At 67.5% G+C, this 14,821-nt stretch carries 13 protein-coding genes; 1 reads left to right on the top strand and 12 read right to left on the bottom strand.

Annotated elements, in window-relative coordinates; genetic code table 11:
• Positions 1–9: 9 nt before the first annotated feature.
• The 3 genes from G5B31_RS00255 to G5B31_RS00265 form a co-directional block, all read right to left on the bottom strand.
• Positions 10–783, bottom strand: a complete 774-nt coding sequence (locus G5B31_RS00255) for a DUF6478 family protein (RefSeq protein WP_205911756.1) — start codon at positions 781–783, stop codon at positions 10–12.
• A gap of 124 nt (positions 784–907) precedes the next feature.
• Positions 908–1,480: a hypothetical protein gene (locus G5B31_RS00260; RefSeq protein WP_165012641.1), complete on the bottom strand. Its 573-nt coding sequence runs from the start codon at positions 1,478–1,480 to the stop codon at positions 908–910.
• 77 nt (positions 1,481–1,557) lie between these two features.
• Entirely contained in the window at positions 1,558–1,695 is a 138-nt protein-coding gene (locus G5B31_RS00265; RefSeq protein ID WP_165012643.1) for a hypothetical protein, read from the bottom strand.
• Between the two features lie 167 nt (positions 1,696–1,862).
• On the opposite strand from G5B31_RS00265, the gene pheT reads away from it, so the two are divergent.
• On the top strand, positions 1,863–4,283 hold the full coding sequence (gene pheT / locus G5B31_RS00270; protein WP_165012645.1) for a phenylalanine--tRNA ligase subunit beta: 2,421 nt from the start codon (positions 1,863–1,865) through the stop codon (positions 4,281–4,283).
• Between the two features lie 64 nt (positions 4,284–4,347).
• On the opposite strand, the gene G5B31_RS21440 is transcribed toward pheT, so the two are convergent.
• The 9 genes from G5B31_RS21440 to G5B31_RS00315 all read right to left on the bottom strand — a co-directional run bounded on the left by G5B31_RS21440 (position 4,348) and on the right by G5B31_RS00315 (position 14,660).
• Positions 4,348–7,014, bottom strand: a complete 2,667-nt coding sequence (locus G5B31_RS21440; RefSeq protein ID WP_165012647.1) for a Hint domain-containing protein — start codon at positions 7,012–7,014, stop codon at positions 4,348–4,350.
• Between the two features lie 123 nt (positions 7,015–7,137).
• Positions 7,138–7,809 (bottom strand): DUF1523 family protein, encoded by a 672-nt coding sequence (locus G5B31_RS00280; protein ID WP_165012649.1) that lies wholly within the window; start codon positions 7,807–7,809, stop codon positions 7,138–7,140.
• 4 nt (positions 7,810–7,813) lie between these two features.
• Complete coding sequence (locus tag G5B31_RS00285) at positions 7,814–8,083, bottom strand: hypothetical protein (protein ID WP_165012651.1); 270 nt, start codon at positions 8,081–8,083, stop codon at positions 7,814–7,816.
• Positions 8,080–9,456, bottom strand: a complete 1,377-nt coding sequence (locus tag G5B31_RS00290) for a DUF6638 family protein (RefSeq protein WP_165012653.1) — start codon at positions 9,454–9,456, stop codon at positions 8,080–8,082. The genes G5B31_RS00285 and G5B31_RS00290 overlap by 4 nt, the downstream gene beginning before the upstream one ends.
• Positions 9,457–9,459: 3 nt before the next feature.
• Positions 9,460–10,152, bottom strand: coding sequence for a toll/interleukin-1 receptor domain-containing protein (locus G5B31_RS00295; RefSeq protein WP_165012655.1), 693 nt, complete (start codon positions 10,150–10,152; stop codon positions 9,460–9,462).
• A complete protein-coding gene (locus G5B31_RS00300) occupies positions 10,149–12,077 on the bottom strand; it encodes an ATP-binding protein (protein WP_165012657.1) in 1,929 nt (642 codons plus the stop codon). The genes G5B31_RS00295 and G5B31_RS00300 overlap by 4 nt, the downstream gene beginning before the upstream one ends.
• 75 nt (positions 12,078–12,152) lie before the next feature.
• Complete coding sequence (locus G5B31_RS00305; RefSeq protein ID WP_165012659.1) at positions 12,153–13,280, bottom strand: hypothetical protein; 1,128 nt, start codon at positions 13,278–13,280, stop codon at positions 12,153–12,155.
• Positions 13,270–13,593, bottom strand: coding sequence for a hypothetical protein (locus G5B31_RS00310; protein WP_165012661.1), 324 nt, complete (start codon positions 13,591–13,593; stop codon positions 13,270–13,272). Before G5B31_RS00310 ends, G5B31_RS00305 begins: the two co-directional genes overlap by 11 nt.
• A complete protein-coding gene (locus tag G5B31_RS00315) occupies positions 13,590–14,660 on the bottom strand; it encodes a hypothetical protein (protein WP_165012663.1) in 1,071 nt (356 codons plus the stop codon). Before G5B31_RS00315 ends, G5B31_RS00310 begins: the two co-directional genes overlap by 4 nt.
• Between the last annotated feature and the right edge of the window lie 161 nt (positions 14,661–14,821).

Here is a 14,821-nt window from a genome sequence, read left to right on the forward strand (position 1 = left end):
CCATGGCCCTTACAACTCCGCTCTCGGCCTGCGGCTGACGGTCACGTCGCGCAGGATGATCTGGTTCATCTCCGGCCCCTCGAAGATCAGGTCCAGCCACAGCTTCTCGACCCGCTTCTCGTTCACCTTGGTATAGGCGAGGTCGAATTCCACCATCACCTCTTCCTCGTTCAGCGGCAGTTCGCGCACGATCTGCTCGACGTTCGGCCCGTGCTTCACGTTCAGCCGGGCGAAGATCTCCAGCGGCTTCTCCATCTCGACGATGGCGTCCAGCCGGATCAGGTGGCGCAGCTTCAGGCCCTGCGCGGCCTCGGGCGGCAGGTCGAGCACCAGCGACAGGAAGCTGCCGTCGAACCTGAACACGTCCATGCGGAAGCCGAAGGGGGCCACGTCGGCCTCGCGCGTGTTGCGGATCTGGCGCACCGTCAGCTCGGACCTGCGGCAGTCGTGGAAGATGGTGGCGCCGTCGCAGACTTGCGCCCGGGCGGGGACCGAGGACATGCCGGGCAGCGGGATCTGGCCCTTCCACAGGTCGGGACGCCAGGCCCAGTCGGTGCCCATCGGCTTGCGGATCGCGGTGACGCCGATCACCGGCAGGGCAAGGCGGTATTCGGCCTGGTGGATCACCCGGTCCAGCTCGCGCCGCAGCTGGCGTGCACGGGAGCGGAGCGCGCGCAGCCCCTCCAACCCCATCTTCGGCGCCTCTTCCGCCGCCTTGCCCCAGCGGGCCAGCGCACGCCGGAAGACCAGCCGGTCCAGCACCTTGTCCAACTGCCCCGCCATCGTTTCCCCGACCCGCAGTCTTTCCGTTACACATTCCGCACTGTTGCCGGCGCGGAAACGATTCCCATATCACCGAAAACGTGTTGACAAGCCAACCCATTCCCCGGGGCATGAGGCAATTATTTCACGGGCTTGCGGCGTTCGCCCGCTTGATCCCGGTGATCGCCCGCTCCAGGATCTCCCGGCCCTCCTCCAGCGGCAGGCCGCCCTGCGCCGGCGGGCTGACCGAGACCATCACCAGCCGCCCCTTCAGCCCGATGGCCGCGCGCCAGTAGGGGCCGGTCGCGCGGTCCTCCAGCCGGATCAGGAAGGCGCCGTCCCAGACCAGCGTCTCGCGCACGGCAACCGACCCGGCCTTGCCGTCGCGGGCCAGCGCGGCACGGCCGGCGGGGCTGCGGGCCCAGTCGGTCAGCGCCCGGGCGCCGGCCTTCAGGATGGCGGAGGAGCCTTCGCCCCCCACGCTGACGGTCAGCACCGCGGCGGGGACGGGGCGGTCGGCGGCACAGCGCCCGGCGATCACCAGCGCGCTTCGGCCGTCGTCATGGCTGGCGCGCGGGTCGATGCAATAGCCTGCGGGCACCGCGACCGTCAGCGCCCCGCCCAGGACGGGGGTGACGGCAGCCCCCCCGCCCCCCGGCGCGACGCAGGCCGCCAGCAGAAACAGCACCGGAAACGCCCTGCCGATCCAGATTGCCATGGCTTGCAACGGCCCTCCCGCAAACTCCCGCTGCCGGGATAAAGGGCCGGAGGGATCAGGGCAAGCGGAAGCCGCGCTCAGCCCTCGGGCAGGCCGAGCGCGAACAGCACCGGCGACCCCGCCCAGAGCATCAGGAAGGTCATCGCCATCAGCAGGCACAGCCGCCAGCGCGGCATACCGCGGGGGCGGTCGGGGATTTGCAGCCAGTCGTCCATGCCCTCTCCTACCATGGCTTGCCGGGACATGCGCCCCCCGGGCCGGGCAACAGCGCGTTTCCCCCTGCGCACAGGTTTCGCCCCAGGGATGTGCGGCCTGCCCGGGCCTTCCCCTTTCCCTGCCCATGCGCTAATGCGTTTTCCCGTTGATCAAGGGACTGCCGCAGATGAAATTCACCCTCTCCTGGCTCCGCGACCATCTGGAGACCGAGGCCCCGGTCGAGGCGATCGCCGAGGCGCTGACCGACCTCGGGCTGGAGGTCGAGGGGATCGAGGACCCCGCCGCCAGCCTGGGCGCCTTCCGCATCTGCAAGGTGATCGAGGCGGTGCAGCACCCCAACGCCGACCGGCTGCGGGTCTGCCGGGTGGCGACCTATCCCGACGGCCCCGGCGGGCGGATGGAAGAGGTGCAGGTGGTCTGCGGCGCGCCCAATGCGCGCACCGGGCTGGTGGGCGTCTTCGCGCCGGTGGGCACCCATGTGCCGGGGACGGGCGTGGACCTGAAGCCGGGCAACATCCGCGGCGTGGACAGCAACGGAATGCTCTGTTCGGAACGCGAGATGATGCTGTCGGACGACCACACCGGCATCATCGACCTGCCCGAGGATGCGCCGCTTGGCGAACGCTTCATCGACTACAAGGGCCTGAACGACCCGGTGATCGAGATCAAGGTGACGCCGAACCGCCCCGATGCCCTTGGCATCCACGGCATCGCCCGCGACCTTGCGGCGCGCGGGCTGGGGCGGCTGATCCCGCCGCAGGTGCCGATGATCGAGGGCGCCTTCCCCTCGCCGATCCGGGTGGAGATCGACCCGGCGCTGAAGGAGAAGGGTTGCCCGCATTTCGCCGGCCGGCTGATCCGCGGCGTGAAGAACGGCCCCTCGCCCGACTGGCTGCAGGCCCGGCTGAAGGCGATCGGGCTGCGGCCGATCTCGGCCCTGGTCGACATCACCAACTTCTTCACCTATGGCTGGAACCGCCCGCTGCACGTCTTCGACGCCGACAAGGTGATGGGCGGCGTCCTGCGCGTCCATCCCGCCAAGGGCGGCGAAGAGTTCCTGGCGCTGGACGGCAAGACCTATACCCTTTCCGCCGGCCAGATGGCGATTTCGGACGACGCCGGAGTGGCATCGCTGGCCGGGATCATGGGCGGCGAGCATTCGGGCTGCACCGAAGCCACGGTGAACGTCTTCCTCGAATCCGCCTGGTGGGACCCGATCACCGTCGCCGCCACCGGCCGGGCGCTGAAGATCAACTCCGACGCCCGCTATCGGTTCGAGCGCGGGGCGGACCCGGCCTTCACCCTGCCGGGCCTCGACATGGCGACGCAGATGATCCTCGACCTCTGCGGCGGCGAGGCCTCGGCGGTGGCGCAGGACGGCGCGCCCCTGGACACCAGACGCAGCTACCGGCTGAACCCGGCGCGGGTGGTTTCGCTGGTCGGCATGGACATCCCCGAGGCCGAGCAGCGCCAGACGCTGACCGCGCTCGGCTTCCGCATGGCCGGCAACGAGGCGACGCCGCCCAGCTGGCGGCCCGACATCCTGGGCGAGGCCGATCTGGTGGAAGAAGTGGCGCGGATCGCCAGCCTGACCCGGCTGAAGGGCGCGCCCCTGCGGCGGGCCGAGCCGGGGGTGCCGAAGCCGATCCTGACGCCCTTGCAGCAGCGGGAGAAGGCGGCGCGGCGGCAGATCGCGGCGCTCGGCTACAACGAATGCGTGACCTACAGCTTCATCGACGCCCGCGCCGCTGCCCTGTTCGGCGGCGGGACCGAGGCGGTCCGGGTGGAGAACCCGATCTCGTCCGAGATGACGCATCTGCGCCCCGACCTGCTGCCCGGCCTGCTGGCGGCGGCGGCGCGCAACCAGGCGCGCGGCTTCATGGACCTGGCGCTGTTCGAGGTCGGCCCCGCCTTCCAGGGCGGCGAACCCGGGGAGCAGCACCTGCAGGCCGCCGGCCTGCTGGTCAGCGCCGCGGCGGCGCGCGATCCGCACGGGTCGCGCCGGATGGTGGACGTCTTCGACGCCAAGGCAGATGCCGAGGCGGTGCTGGCCGCGCTCGGCGCGCCGGCGAAGGTGCAGATCACCCGCAAGGCGGCGGGCTGGTGGCATCCCGGCCGGTCGGGCGTGATCGGGCTGGGGCCGAACGTGCTGGCCACCTTCGGCGAGGTGCATCCGCGGGTGCTGGCGGCGATGGATGTGAAGGGGCCGGCGGTGGCCTTCACCGTGCTGGTGGCCAACGTGCCGCAGCCCAAGGTCAAGACCCCCACCCGCCCGGCGCTGGCGATCAGCGACCTTCAGGCGGTGGAACGCGATTTCGCCTTCGTGGTGGATGCGCGGGTCGAGGCGCTGACCGCGGTGAACGCCGCGCAGGGCGCCGACAAGGCGCTGATCGAAAGCGTCCGCGTCTTCGACCAGTTCACCGGCGAGAAGGCCGAGGCGCAGATGGGGGCGGGCAAGAAGTCCATCGCCTTGACCGTGCGGCTGCAACCCGGCGAGAAGACCCTGACCGATGCAGAGATCGAGGCGGTCTCGGCGAAGATCGTCGAGAAGGTGGCCAAGGCCACCGGCGGGGTGCTGCGGGGCTGACCTCCTCGCCGACTTCGTCGCTCGTCGGAGCGAGGAGGAGCCGAAGGCGAACGACGCGCCGCGATCAGGCCGCCAGCAGCAGCTTCGCCTCGAACTTCTTCAACGTCGGGCGGGCGGCCGGGTAGCGGCCGCCGGATGCCAGCGCCGGGAACAGCGCGAACAACTCGTCCCGCGCGGCATCGTCCATGCCGGCCAGCGTGCGGTCGCCGGGCTGGAAGCTCTCGCTCCAGGTGCCGTCGGACAGCACCACCTCGTGCCGGTCGAACAGCAGGTGGACATAGGTCACGCTGCGGTCCGCCGCATGGCTGACGCCCGGCAGATGGGTCAGGTGCTCGGCCTGCACCAGCACCTCCTCGGCGCCGAACAGCAGCTCCGCCCGCGGCCCGGTCACCAGCATCCGGTGCTGGCGGCTGACCCGCATGTCGCGCGCCGGCAAGCCGGGGCCGAGCGCGCCGGCCCGGATCAGCACCGGCTGCAGCTTCGGCTCGGCGGCCAGTTCGGCCGGGCCGAGCAGCTTGCGGCCGACCCAGCGCAGCTCTTGCAGCCCATGGTCGCGGGTCATCACCCGGTCGCCGGGGCGCAGGTCCTCGACCAGCCGCTCGCCGGTCTCGCAGGCGATCAGGGTGCCGGGGGTGAAGCAGGGGATGACGTTCTCGATATTGCTGAACGTCATCGTGCCGATGACCTGGCGGAGACCGTTGTAGAAGGTGACGGTGCCGTTTTCCGGGTTCAGCGGGTCATAGGTGACATGCAGCGGGCCGAGGCCGGTCAGGTCCAGCACGTCCCATTCGGACCCGCCCTCGCCGCCGTCGATATGGTCGGCGGGAACGCCCTGGAACAGGTCGTTGCCCGAGCCGCCGTAAAGCGATGCGGCGCCCGAGCCGATGAAGACGTTGTCGCCCGCCCCGCCGTAGACGGTATCGCCCGCGGCCACGGTGAGACTGTCGTTGCCGTCGCCGCCGTAGATCAGGTCGTTGCCGTCGCCGCCCGACAGGACATCGTCGCCCGCATCGCCGTAAAGCGTGTCGTTGCCGGCGCCGCCGTGGATGACATCGTTGCCCTGGCCGCCATAGAGCGAGTCGTGGCCCGCGCCGCCGTCCAGGCTGTCGTTGCCGAGATCGCCGTAAAGCGTGTCCTGTCCGTCGCCGCCCAGCAGCGTGTCCTGACCCGCGCCGCCGGTGAGAAGGTCCTGCCCGGTGCCGCCGGACAGGCTGTCGTTGCCCGTCCCGCCCGACAGCGTGTCGTTGCCCGTCCCCCCGAAGAGCCGGTCGTCGCCCTCGTCGCCGGCCAGCAGGTCGTTGCCGTCGCCGCCGTCGACGCTGTCGTTGCCCTCGCCGCCCTCGGCGGTGTCGTCGCCCGCGCCGGCCAGGATGGTATCGTTGCCGGTGCCGCCGTAGAGGCTGTCGTTGCCGGCGCGGCCGTCGATGTGGTCGTTGCCGCCGCCGCCGTAGAAGAGGTTGGTGTAGATGTCGCCGGACAGGCCGACCTGGTCGAAGCCGATCAGCGTGTCGTCGTATTCCGAGCCGATGATCCCGTCGATGCCCTGCAGCACATCGCCGGTGGCGTGGCCGCCAGAGGCCGTCCAGTCGGTCAGGTCGATGTTCACCGCCGCGTTCGAGGTGCTGTAGTCGGCGATATCCAGCCCTTCGCCGCCGGTCAGCGTGTCCCGGCCCTCGCCGCCCTGCAGGGTGTCGTCGCCCTCGCCGCCGTAGATCTGGTCGTTGCCGGCGCCGCCGTAAAGGTAGTTCGCCCCGGCATCGCCGGTCAGCGTGTCGGCATAGTTGGAGCCGAGGATGTTCTCGATCCCCGAGAGCGTGTCACCCGCGGCCTCGTTGCCGCTGCCGCTGCCCGAGGAGAGGTTGATGTTCACCCCGCCGGTGGCGCCGGAATAATCGGCGGTGTCGATGCCGTCGCCGCCGTAAAGCGCATCCGCCGAGGTGCCGCCCCGCAACGTGTCGTCGCCGTCGCCGCCGTAAAGCGTGTCGAAGCCGGCGCCGCCCGACAGGAGATCGTTCCCCGCGCCGCCCTCCAGCCGGTTGGCGCCGGTGGTGCCGGTCAGGGTGTCGGCATGGGCCGAGCCGGAAAGGTTCTCGATCGACGAGAAGCTGTCGCCCTGCGCATCGCCGCCGCTGGCGGTGTTGGCGCCCAGATCGACGTTCACCCCGGCCGAGGAGTCGGAATAATCCGCGGTGTCGGTGCCGTTGCCGCCGTAGAACTGGTCCGCCCCCGCGCCACCTTGCAGGGTGTCGTTGCCGGACCCGCCGTAAAGCCGGTCGTTCCCGGCCCCGCCCGACAGGCTGTTGGCGCCGCTGTCCCCCGTCAGCGTGTCGGCGAAGGCCGAGCCGACAAGGTATTCGATCCCGGTCAGCGTGTCGCCCTGCGCATCGCCGCCGCTGCCCGTGCTGCCCAGGGTGACGTTCACCGCCGCCCCGGAGCCCGAGTAATCCGCAACGTCGGCCGAGCCCGTGCCGCCGTCCAGCAGGTCGTTGCCGGCCCCGCCGATCAGGACATCGTTGCCGTCGCCGCCGTAAAGCCGGTCGTTGCCGGCGCCGCCGTCCAGCACATCGGCGCCGCTGCCGCCATAAAGCGAATCGTTGCCGATGCCGCCGTCCAGCGTGTCATCGCCATTGCCGCCGGTCAGCGTATCGTTGCCGCCCAGACCCGAGAGAGAGTCCGCGCCGGTCGTGCCGCCAATATTGTCGTTGCCCGCCGATCCGCTGATCGTCGCCACTTGCCCTTGCCCGCCTCATTCGCGGCGGGGTTGTTCCCCGCCTGTTCTGGGCGCGAGATTGCGGTCAAATTGTGTCAAAATTTGGACGGACGCCGCGGGGCGCACCGGGCAGAGGCGCGAAAATCACTTGCGCGGCTTGCCCTTCCAGCTGCCCAGCCAGCCGGTGAAGCGGCCCCAGACGCCCTTCACCTCACCCGCCGCGGCATCGGCCCGGGCATCCACCCGGTCCCAGGCGTCGCCGGCCCGGTCCAGCGCCGGGTCCACCGTGCGTTCGCGGAACTGCAGCCACATCTTGCGGATCATCAGCAGGACGAAGGCGAGGAAGCCGAGAATGACGATGTTGACCCAGGGAATAATCGTCGCATCCGGCCCCTCGACCTGCTTCACCGCCACCGCATTGGGGAAGATGGTGAACAGCTTGTTGCGCCAGCCGTAATGGGTGACCGAGACCCAGATCGGCTTGTCCACCGTCGAGATCAGTTCCTTCGCCTGGGTCTGCAACCCGAAGCTGTCGACCTTGAAATAGGGCGGCCAGCCCCAGCCGGTGTCCTCGTTGCGGTATTCCATCGTCTTGCCGTTCGGGTAGACGGCATTGATGAAGAACACGTCGCGGCTGGTGCTGTCCGCCATGCCGACCTCGGCCCGGCTCCAGAAGATCGAGTTGTCGCCGATGTCGACCCGACGGTTCTCGGTGCCGACGATGCGCACGATGTCGTGCTGCGGCAGGGTGTAGTGGAAGAAGCCGAAGACCAGCAGCGCCAGCAGCAGCCAGACCGTCCATTTCACATAGCGCATCGCGTCAATCCCAGTTCACATAGAAGAAGATCGCGGTGAAGGCCGCCATCGGCAGGATGTAGATAAGCCAGAGGAGCCGCCTTTTCAGCCCCCCGTCATAGGCTTTCATCCCCGCCTCGATCCAGGCGTCGCGGTCGCCCTCCATCTGCTCGGCCGCCCAGCGTTTCTCCAGCTTCTCGCGCCGGACCGAGCGGGAGTAGATGCCGACGAGGAAATAGGCGACCGTCAGCACGATCATCGCCATCGCCGCCAGCCGCAACCATCCCAGGATCATCTGCGCCCTCCCCAGGGTCCTGCCGCCGGTGCGCCCCAGGGCCCGCGGATGCCCGGGGCCGCCTTCGGCCCCTCGCGCATCTCGGGCCGGCTGAGTTCGTCCATCTTCGGCTCCGGCCCGAACAATGCCTCACGCGCGCCCTCGCGGTCCACCTTGTATTCGCGGGCGAGGAAGTCGGCGACATAGGTCTTCTTGGCGTCGGACCAGCCGGCATATTCCTCGTAGAAGCGTTCCTTGTGGGTGATGAACATCTGCCGCACGTCCATCGGCGACAGTTCCGCCAAGAGCATGTTCACCAGGTCGCGGTCGCGGCCCGGCCTTGCCCGCAGGGTATAGAAATAGGCCGGATGTTCGCTGGAAATCTTCGGCCATGCCCCCGCCCCCTCCACCCACCGCAGCATGGCGGCGAGGCCCAGGAACTCGGGCGGCAGCGCCGTGCCCAGTCGGTAGGCCACCTTGCGCAATTCGGTGCGGCGGGCATCGCCGACCTCGATCCCCAGCCGGTCGGCGGCATCGACCAGGATGAAGTCCATCTTCTGCCGCAGGATGGCGCCGGCATCGGCGCCCCGGGCCTGCACGATGGGCTCCACCAGCTGGTTGCGGTCCAGCCAGTCGGCGATGTGGTTGCGGTGGCTGAAATCCATCACCTGCGCCACCGGCACCTTGCCGAGCGAGCCGATGCCGAGGCGGCTGATGGCGGCGGGGAACTTCACGTCGCGGAAGACATAGATGCCGCCGAAGAAGCCGGTCCAGAAATTGCCCTGCTCGAAGGTCATCGCCGGCAGGCTGATCGGCACCCGCGTCACGTCGCCGGTCTTCCGCGCCAGCCCGATCATCTCGGTGACCAGCGCCTCGTCGCGCCAGCCGTCCGGCTCGCGCCGGAACGTCTCGATCAGCCCGGCCAGCTTGCCCGCATCCGCGACATGGCCGCCGATGGTATCGGCCTCGACCGTGACCTGCCTGATCTCGAACAGCTGCGCCGGGGTATCGACGGCATAGACCGAGCCCTGCAACTCTCCCGCCACCACGTCCCGCGCCGTCAGCGCGAACAGCTGCGCCTCGTTCTTCTCGATGAACTGGGTGAGGATGCCGCGGCTGGTGGAGAACTTGATGTTCAGAAGCGGCGCCTCCTTCTGCGCCGTGGTCAGCAGGATGAACTGCCGGTTGGCCCCGGTGGGGTTCAGGTAGACCGGATCGCCGAATTCATCGCCGATCTCGGGGGAATAGCCGGAGAGGTCGATGTGGAAATCCTTCAGCGCGGTTTCCCTGCCGGTGAGGTGCTTCAGCGCCCGGTTGTAGCGATCCACCAGTTGGGGAGAGGAGACCTCGATGAGGTTCCCGAACATCAGGCCGCGCTGGATGAGGCGTTTCATAGTTTAGACCAACTTAATACCGTCTCTAGTCTTTGGTTCATTTGGTTTCGGACGCCTGATCCTGACCTTGGCTGGGCCAAACTCTGAAACAGTCTTTCGTAGAGTCGTGAGAAATTCGTCATCGTATGACTTATTAATATTTTTCCTGATAATATGGAAGCTTACAAGTCTGAGGCCCATTCGATTCAAGTATGCCTTGATCTCATCTCTTGCTTTTACCTGCTTTTCTGACAGATTCGTTTCTGTGATGGAGTCGCCATCAATCGATCCTCCTTCTGGATCACTCGGCACATCGTCGACCTTCTCAGACGCTTCTAGAACTTCTCTGATCCGCTGAATAAGCTCCTGCCAACTTGCGTCAGAGTGTTGGCGAAAGTCCATATACTGTAGAGGTTCCAATTTTGGATGCAGGTCACAAGTTTCAAGTAGAACCGGAATAATTGGCTTTAGCTTTGCCATCGCGGTGGCCCACTCGTAAGTGACGTAGTGTGATGCACTTGAGTCTTTGGAGAGCGCAAGAATGAGAGCATCAGCACTCTGAATTCCTTTATCTATAGATTGCCTCCAATTATCGCCAGCCCGAAATGACCTTGTATCTCTCCATACGCCAATGTTGCTTGCTTCAACCTTCAGTTGAAGCAGTTCTGCAAAGAACTTATCGCTGTGAGCGTAGCTCAAAAAGACTGTGACGCTCACCCCCGCCCCTCCTGATACCGCCGCCTCGCCTCTTCCATCCGCCGCATGTCCCGCATGGCATTCTCGATGGCCACCTCGTCCGACTTGTCGGCATAGCGGAATTCGGAATCGGCGTAGCGGTTGACCTCCTGGATCACCATCTCCACCGTGATCGGCTGCATCAGCCCCTTGATCATCGCCAGCTTCTCGTCATAGGGCCGGAACAGGAACAGCTCCGGGTCTTCCATCCATTCGTCCGGCAGCTCGAAGTCCATCGCGCGGACCTTCACCGCATCGGTGATGTTCTTGATCGCCCGGCCGGTGAAGCGCTCGTCCGCCCCCTGGATCGCCTTCAGATAGGCGCCGATCTTCGCAATCGTATCCAGCGGGCCGATCTCGGCGGCGGTCTGCTCCCAGACCCGCAGCAGCCCCTCCTCATGCGGCTTGGAGTGCCCCTCGAAACTCGCCGCCACCGCCTTCCTGATCTCCTGCGCCGCGAACAGGTCGTGGTCGCCCACCGGGATGGCATGGTTCTTGCCCAAGAGCAGCGAGAGGATGTCGATGTAATCCTCCTTCGTCTGCGGCCCGTCCACCAGGAAGCGCGCGCCGGCCCTTTGCCGCAGGGCATCGTCCACGTTCTCGGGGTAGTTCGAGAACATGCCGAAGGTGCAGTTCCCCCGCACCACCGTGCCCGCCCCGGCGAAGGCCTGCATGAAGACCGCCGTCACCTCCTGCTGGCCGGCGCTGGACTGCCGGTCCCCCCGCTTGCCCGCCACCTGGTCGATGTCGTCGATGGTGCCGAAGCCGATCACCGTCGGGTCCAGCACCGCGTCGATGAAGGCCTTGGCGTTCTGGCCCGACTTGCCCTGATAGCTGTCGATCTGGTCGATGGAGAAGTTCTGGTAGCGGAACGGATAGCCCGCCGCCTTGCAATAGCCGTCCAGCAGCCCCGCCATCATCTGGATCAGCGTGGTCTTTCCCGTCCCCGGCTTGCCGTCGCCCATGAAGGTGAAGATGAAGCCGCCGAGTTCGGCGAAGGGATTCAGCCGGCGGTCGAAGTCATAGGCCATCAGCATCTTCGCCAGCCGCAGGCTCTGGTATTTGGCGATGTGGTTGCCCACCACCTCATGCGGCTGCTTGAAGGCCATGGCGATCTGCCCGCCCTTCGCCGCCTTGGCCGGCTTGAAGCCGGCGATGGTCAGCTGGTCCGCCTCCACCTTCCAGCTGCCGGAGGTGAAGGCCGAGGTCCGCGCGCCGTTCTCGGCCCGGATCTGCACCTTCTTCATCAGCGCCTCGGCGAAGCCCGAGATCACCGCGACCAGCCGCGCATCGTCGGTCGCCAGCGCGCCGATGTCCTGGTCCAGCTCCCACAGCACGCCTTGCAAGGCCAGCGGCGCGTTGTCGGTCAGCACTTCCTCCACCTCGCCCAGTTCCACCGGCTGGCTGCCGACATGGGGGGCGATCAGATAGGCGGTGGCATTGGCGAAAGTGAACAGCACCACCAGCGCCTCGGCCTGCAGCAATTCGCCGAATTCCGCCCGCTTGGCCTCCGGCACCCGGCCTTCCAGATTGGCCCGCTTCAACTCGGCCAGCCCGGATTGCGCCGCGAAGGTCTCCCCCATCGCCAGCGCGATCGCCAGCGCCCGCCGCAGGGCGTTCAGCGCCGCCGCCTGCACCGGCGAGACGAGGCCGTCCGACAGCCCCTCCACCCGCTCGGCGATCCGCACGCCGCCGGGCCGCACGGTGGACCGCGCCGCCATCCCCGGCACGGTGGAGCGGAACCGCGGCCGGGTGCCGATGCCCGGAGACCGCTCGGCCGCCACCGCCGCCTCCAAAGGCTTCGCCAGCCGCGGCGCATGGTCGAAGCCGGAAATCAGCCCGAGCGCGGCGTCATACTGCGCCCGGATCGCCTCTTCCTTCAGCTCCATCGTGTCGCGCACGCTCATCGGCAAACCCCTTCATCTGTCCACAAATATCCCGGGGGGCCCGGGGGGCTGGCCCCCCGGCGCCTGCCACCGGGCTCAAACCCCCGGGATCAGCCGCCCCCCGGCCCCCACCACGAATTTCCGTATCCCGCGCAGGCCGGGCGGGTCCTGCTCCACCAGCACCTGATAGGGCCGCTCGGGCAGGATGATCATCCGCTCCTGCAGCGTCGCGCCCGTATCGGCGCCGGTCAGCGGGTCCAGCCGGTAGATCTGCTTCGGGCGCGAGGAGAACCAGCCGTCCTTCACCACCTCCTCGCGGTCGGACACCAGATCCTCCACCGTCCAGACCAGCGCCCAGTCCTGTCCCTCCGGCGCGCGGGCATCCTCCAGCACGCGGGAGATCGGGCCGGATTGCAGGGTGAAGCCGGCCGAATACATCGGGCCGAGGGTGATCCGCCGCAGCCGCTTCGGGTGCAGCGCTTCGAAATCGGTGTCGAAGCCGGTGGCGATGGTCAGCAGTTTCAAGCCCCCCACCGATTGCGCCAGCACCTTCTGCTGCAGCTGCGGCCAGCGGTAATCGTCGTTCGGCAGCGGCTTCTTCCCGGAATCCTCGACATCCATCAGATAGACCACCGGCAGGTTCACCCCGGTGTCCCAGACCGCCCAATGGACCAGATACTTCCGCCGCTCGCCCTCCTGCCCCAACCATTGCGCATCGGCATCGTTGCGCAGCCAGAACAGGCCGCCTTCCTTCAGCGCCTCGAAGTAGAGCCGCTGCGACAGCGCGAATTGCAACCCCACCGGCAGCTTCAGCTCGCCGACGATGGTGCGGATCATGCGGTCCTTCAGCTCGGCCTCCGAGGCCATGCCGGCCAGGTGCTTGTCGGCCTGCTGGGCGTCGACCGCCATCATCATCAACTCCTGCGCCACCGGGAAGCCGCTCTCGTGCCGGTCGATGGTCAGGCGCGAGGCCGCCTCGGCCTTGCCGGTCATCAGGTATTTGTCGTTCAGCGCCCGGAAGGTGGCGATGATCCCGGCCAGATACTGGCCGAGGATGCGCGCCTCGGTCCGCGTCAGCCGCCCCTCGGCCTCCAGCTCGGCCGCGACCCGGGCCAGATGGCCGCCGATGGTCTGGAACTTGGCGAAGTAGCGCCGGGCGACCAGCGGATCGTAAAGCTCGGCATGGTCCGAGGTCAGGGCTTCCTTGACGCTGTTATCCGACATCGCGGTCCCGTCCGTTCCCGTCCACCCACAGCCACCAGCGCAACGCAGGCCGGCGCAGCGCGAAGCCGCGCAGCCGGCCGGAGGGCATTCCGTGGCGGAACATCCGGCGCTGCGCCGGGCGGACCACGCCGCCCGCCAGCCCCAGCATCGCCCCGCCCGCAATCAGCCCCATGGTCGCCATTCCCGTCACGCCCGACATCAGCCGGTATTCCCGCGCCTCAAGCAGGACCGAGACGAAGGCCAGCAGCACCCCCGCCAGCCCTGCCCCGACGCCCCATCTCAGCGCCCGCCGGACCTGAGCCGCGAAATTCATCCGCCATAGGCGTTCTTGTCGTGCTTCTCGACGATGGCCGCGAACCGCCGGGCAAAGCGCTCATCGGCCTTGGCCTTGTCCTCCAGGATCTTGCGGGCAAAGACCATGTGGCCCTCATGCGCCTCCAGCATGTCGGCCATCTTCGCATTGGTCGCGGCGCCGATCCCGGCCATGGCGGCCTGCGCCTCCTGGTCGGTCTTCACCCCGATCTCGTTGATCCGGTGCGCCACGTCCTGCTGCTGCGCCGTCTTCAGCGAAGAGGTCAGCGCATCATACAGCACCACCCGCTGCTTGGTGTCGGTCTGCAGCTTGTTGATCAGCACCAGCTGCGTCGCCGCCTGGTTGGTCAGCGAATCCACCCAGGTCTTGCCCTTCTCGATATAGCGCTCCAGCGTCTGAGACCGCGCCAGCTTCACCTGCTCGTCCTGCACCAGCGCGTTGTGCTTGGCGTTCAGGTTGGCAAGCTCGGTCTCCAGCTTTGTCCGCGCCGCCGCGTCGGTCTCGACCGCGATCTTGTTCTCCAGCTCGATCAGCTGGGGGTCCATCGCCGCGATCTCGACCCGCACCGCCTCCAGCGCCGCCACCGTGCCCTCGCGGTCGGTCAGGGTGGAGGCGAGGTTGGCCTCCACCTTCGACTTCTGGCCGTTCAGCAGGTCCAGCTGGCCCTGCAGCAGCTTCACGATCACGTCCGACTTGGCGATCAGGTCCTGCAGCTTGTCGTCGATGCTGGCGTCCCGCAGCCGCTCCTGCCGCAGGCTTTCGGACTTCCCGCGCGAGAAGATGCCGATGAAGCTTTCCCAGCCGGTCTTCGAGCGCATCTCGTCGAAGTCCTTCGAGAACCCCGCCGTCACGTCGTCGAGGCCCATGATCAGTTCGGCGATATTGGCGTTCATCACCTCGGTGTGCTTGTGCACATCCTCCAGCGTGGCGTTCTCCACGTCGATGGCGACGCCCTCGTCCAGCTTGATCCGCGCCTTCTCGATGGTCTCGGTGATGGCGCTGATCTTCGCCTGCGCCGCGGCCACCTGGGCCTGGCTTTCCTTGATCTGGGTCTCGAAATCCGCCATCGCGCCCTCCAGCTTGCGTAATCCCAATTCACATAAGAATGTAATGCGTCATTACATCCCCGGCATGGGGGAATTTTGCGTGCCCCGCCGCATCCCGGCAAGGCGGGCATTCCGCATCCGCCGACACGCCATTCTTGCCGCAGAGACCGCCCGCCGCCAAG

This window comes from Rhodobacter sp. SGA-6-6 (assembly GCF_011043545.1).
Taxonomy (GTDB): Bacteria; Pseudomonadota; Alphaproteobacteria; order Rhodobacterales; family Rhodobacteraceae; genus Pseudogemmobacter.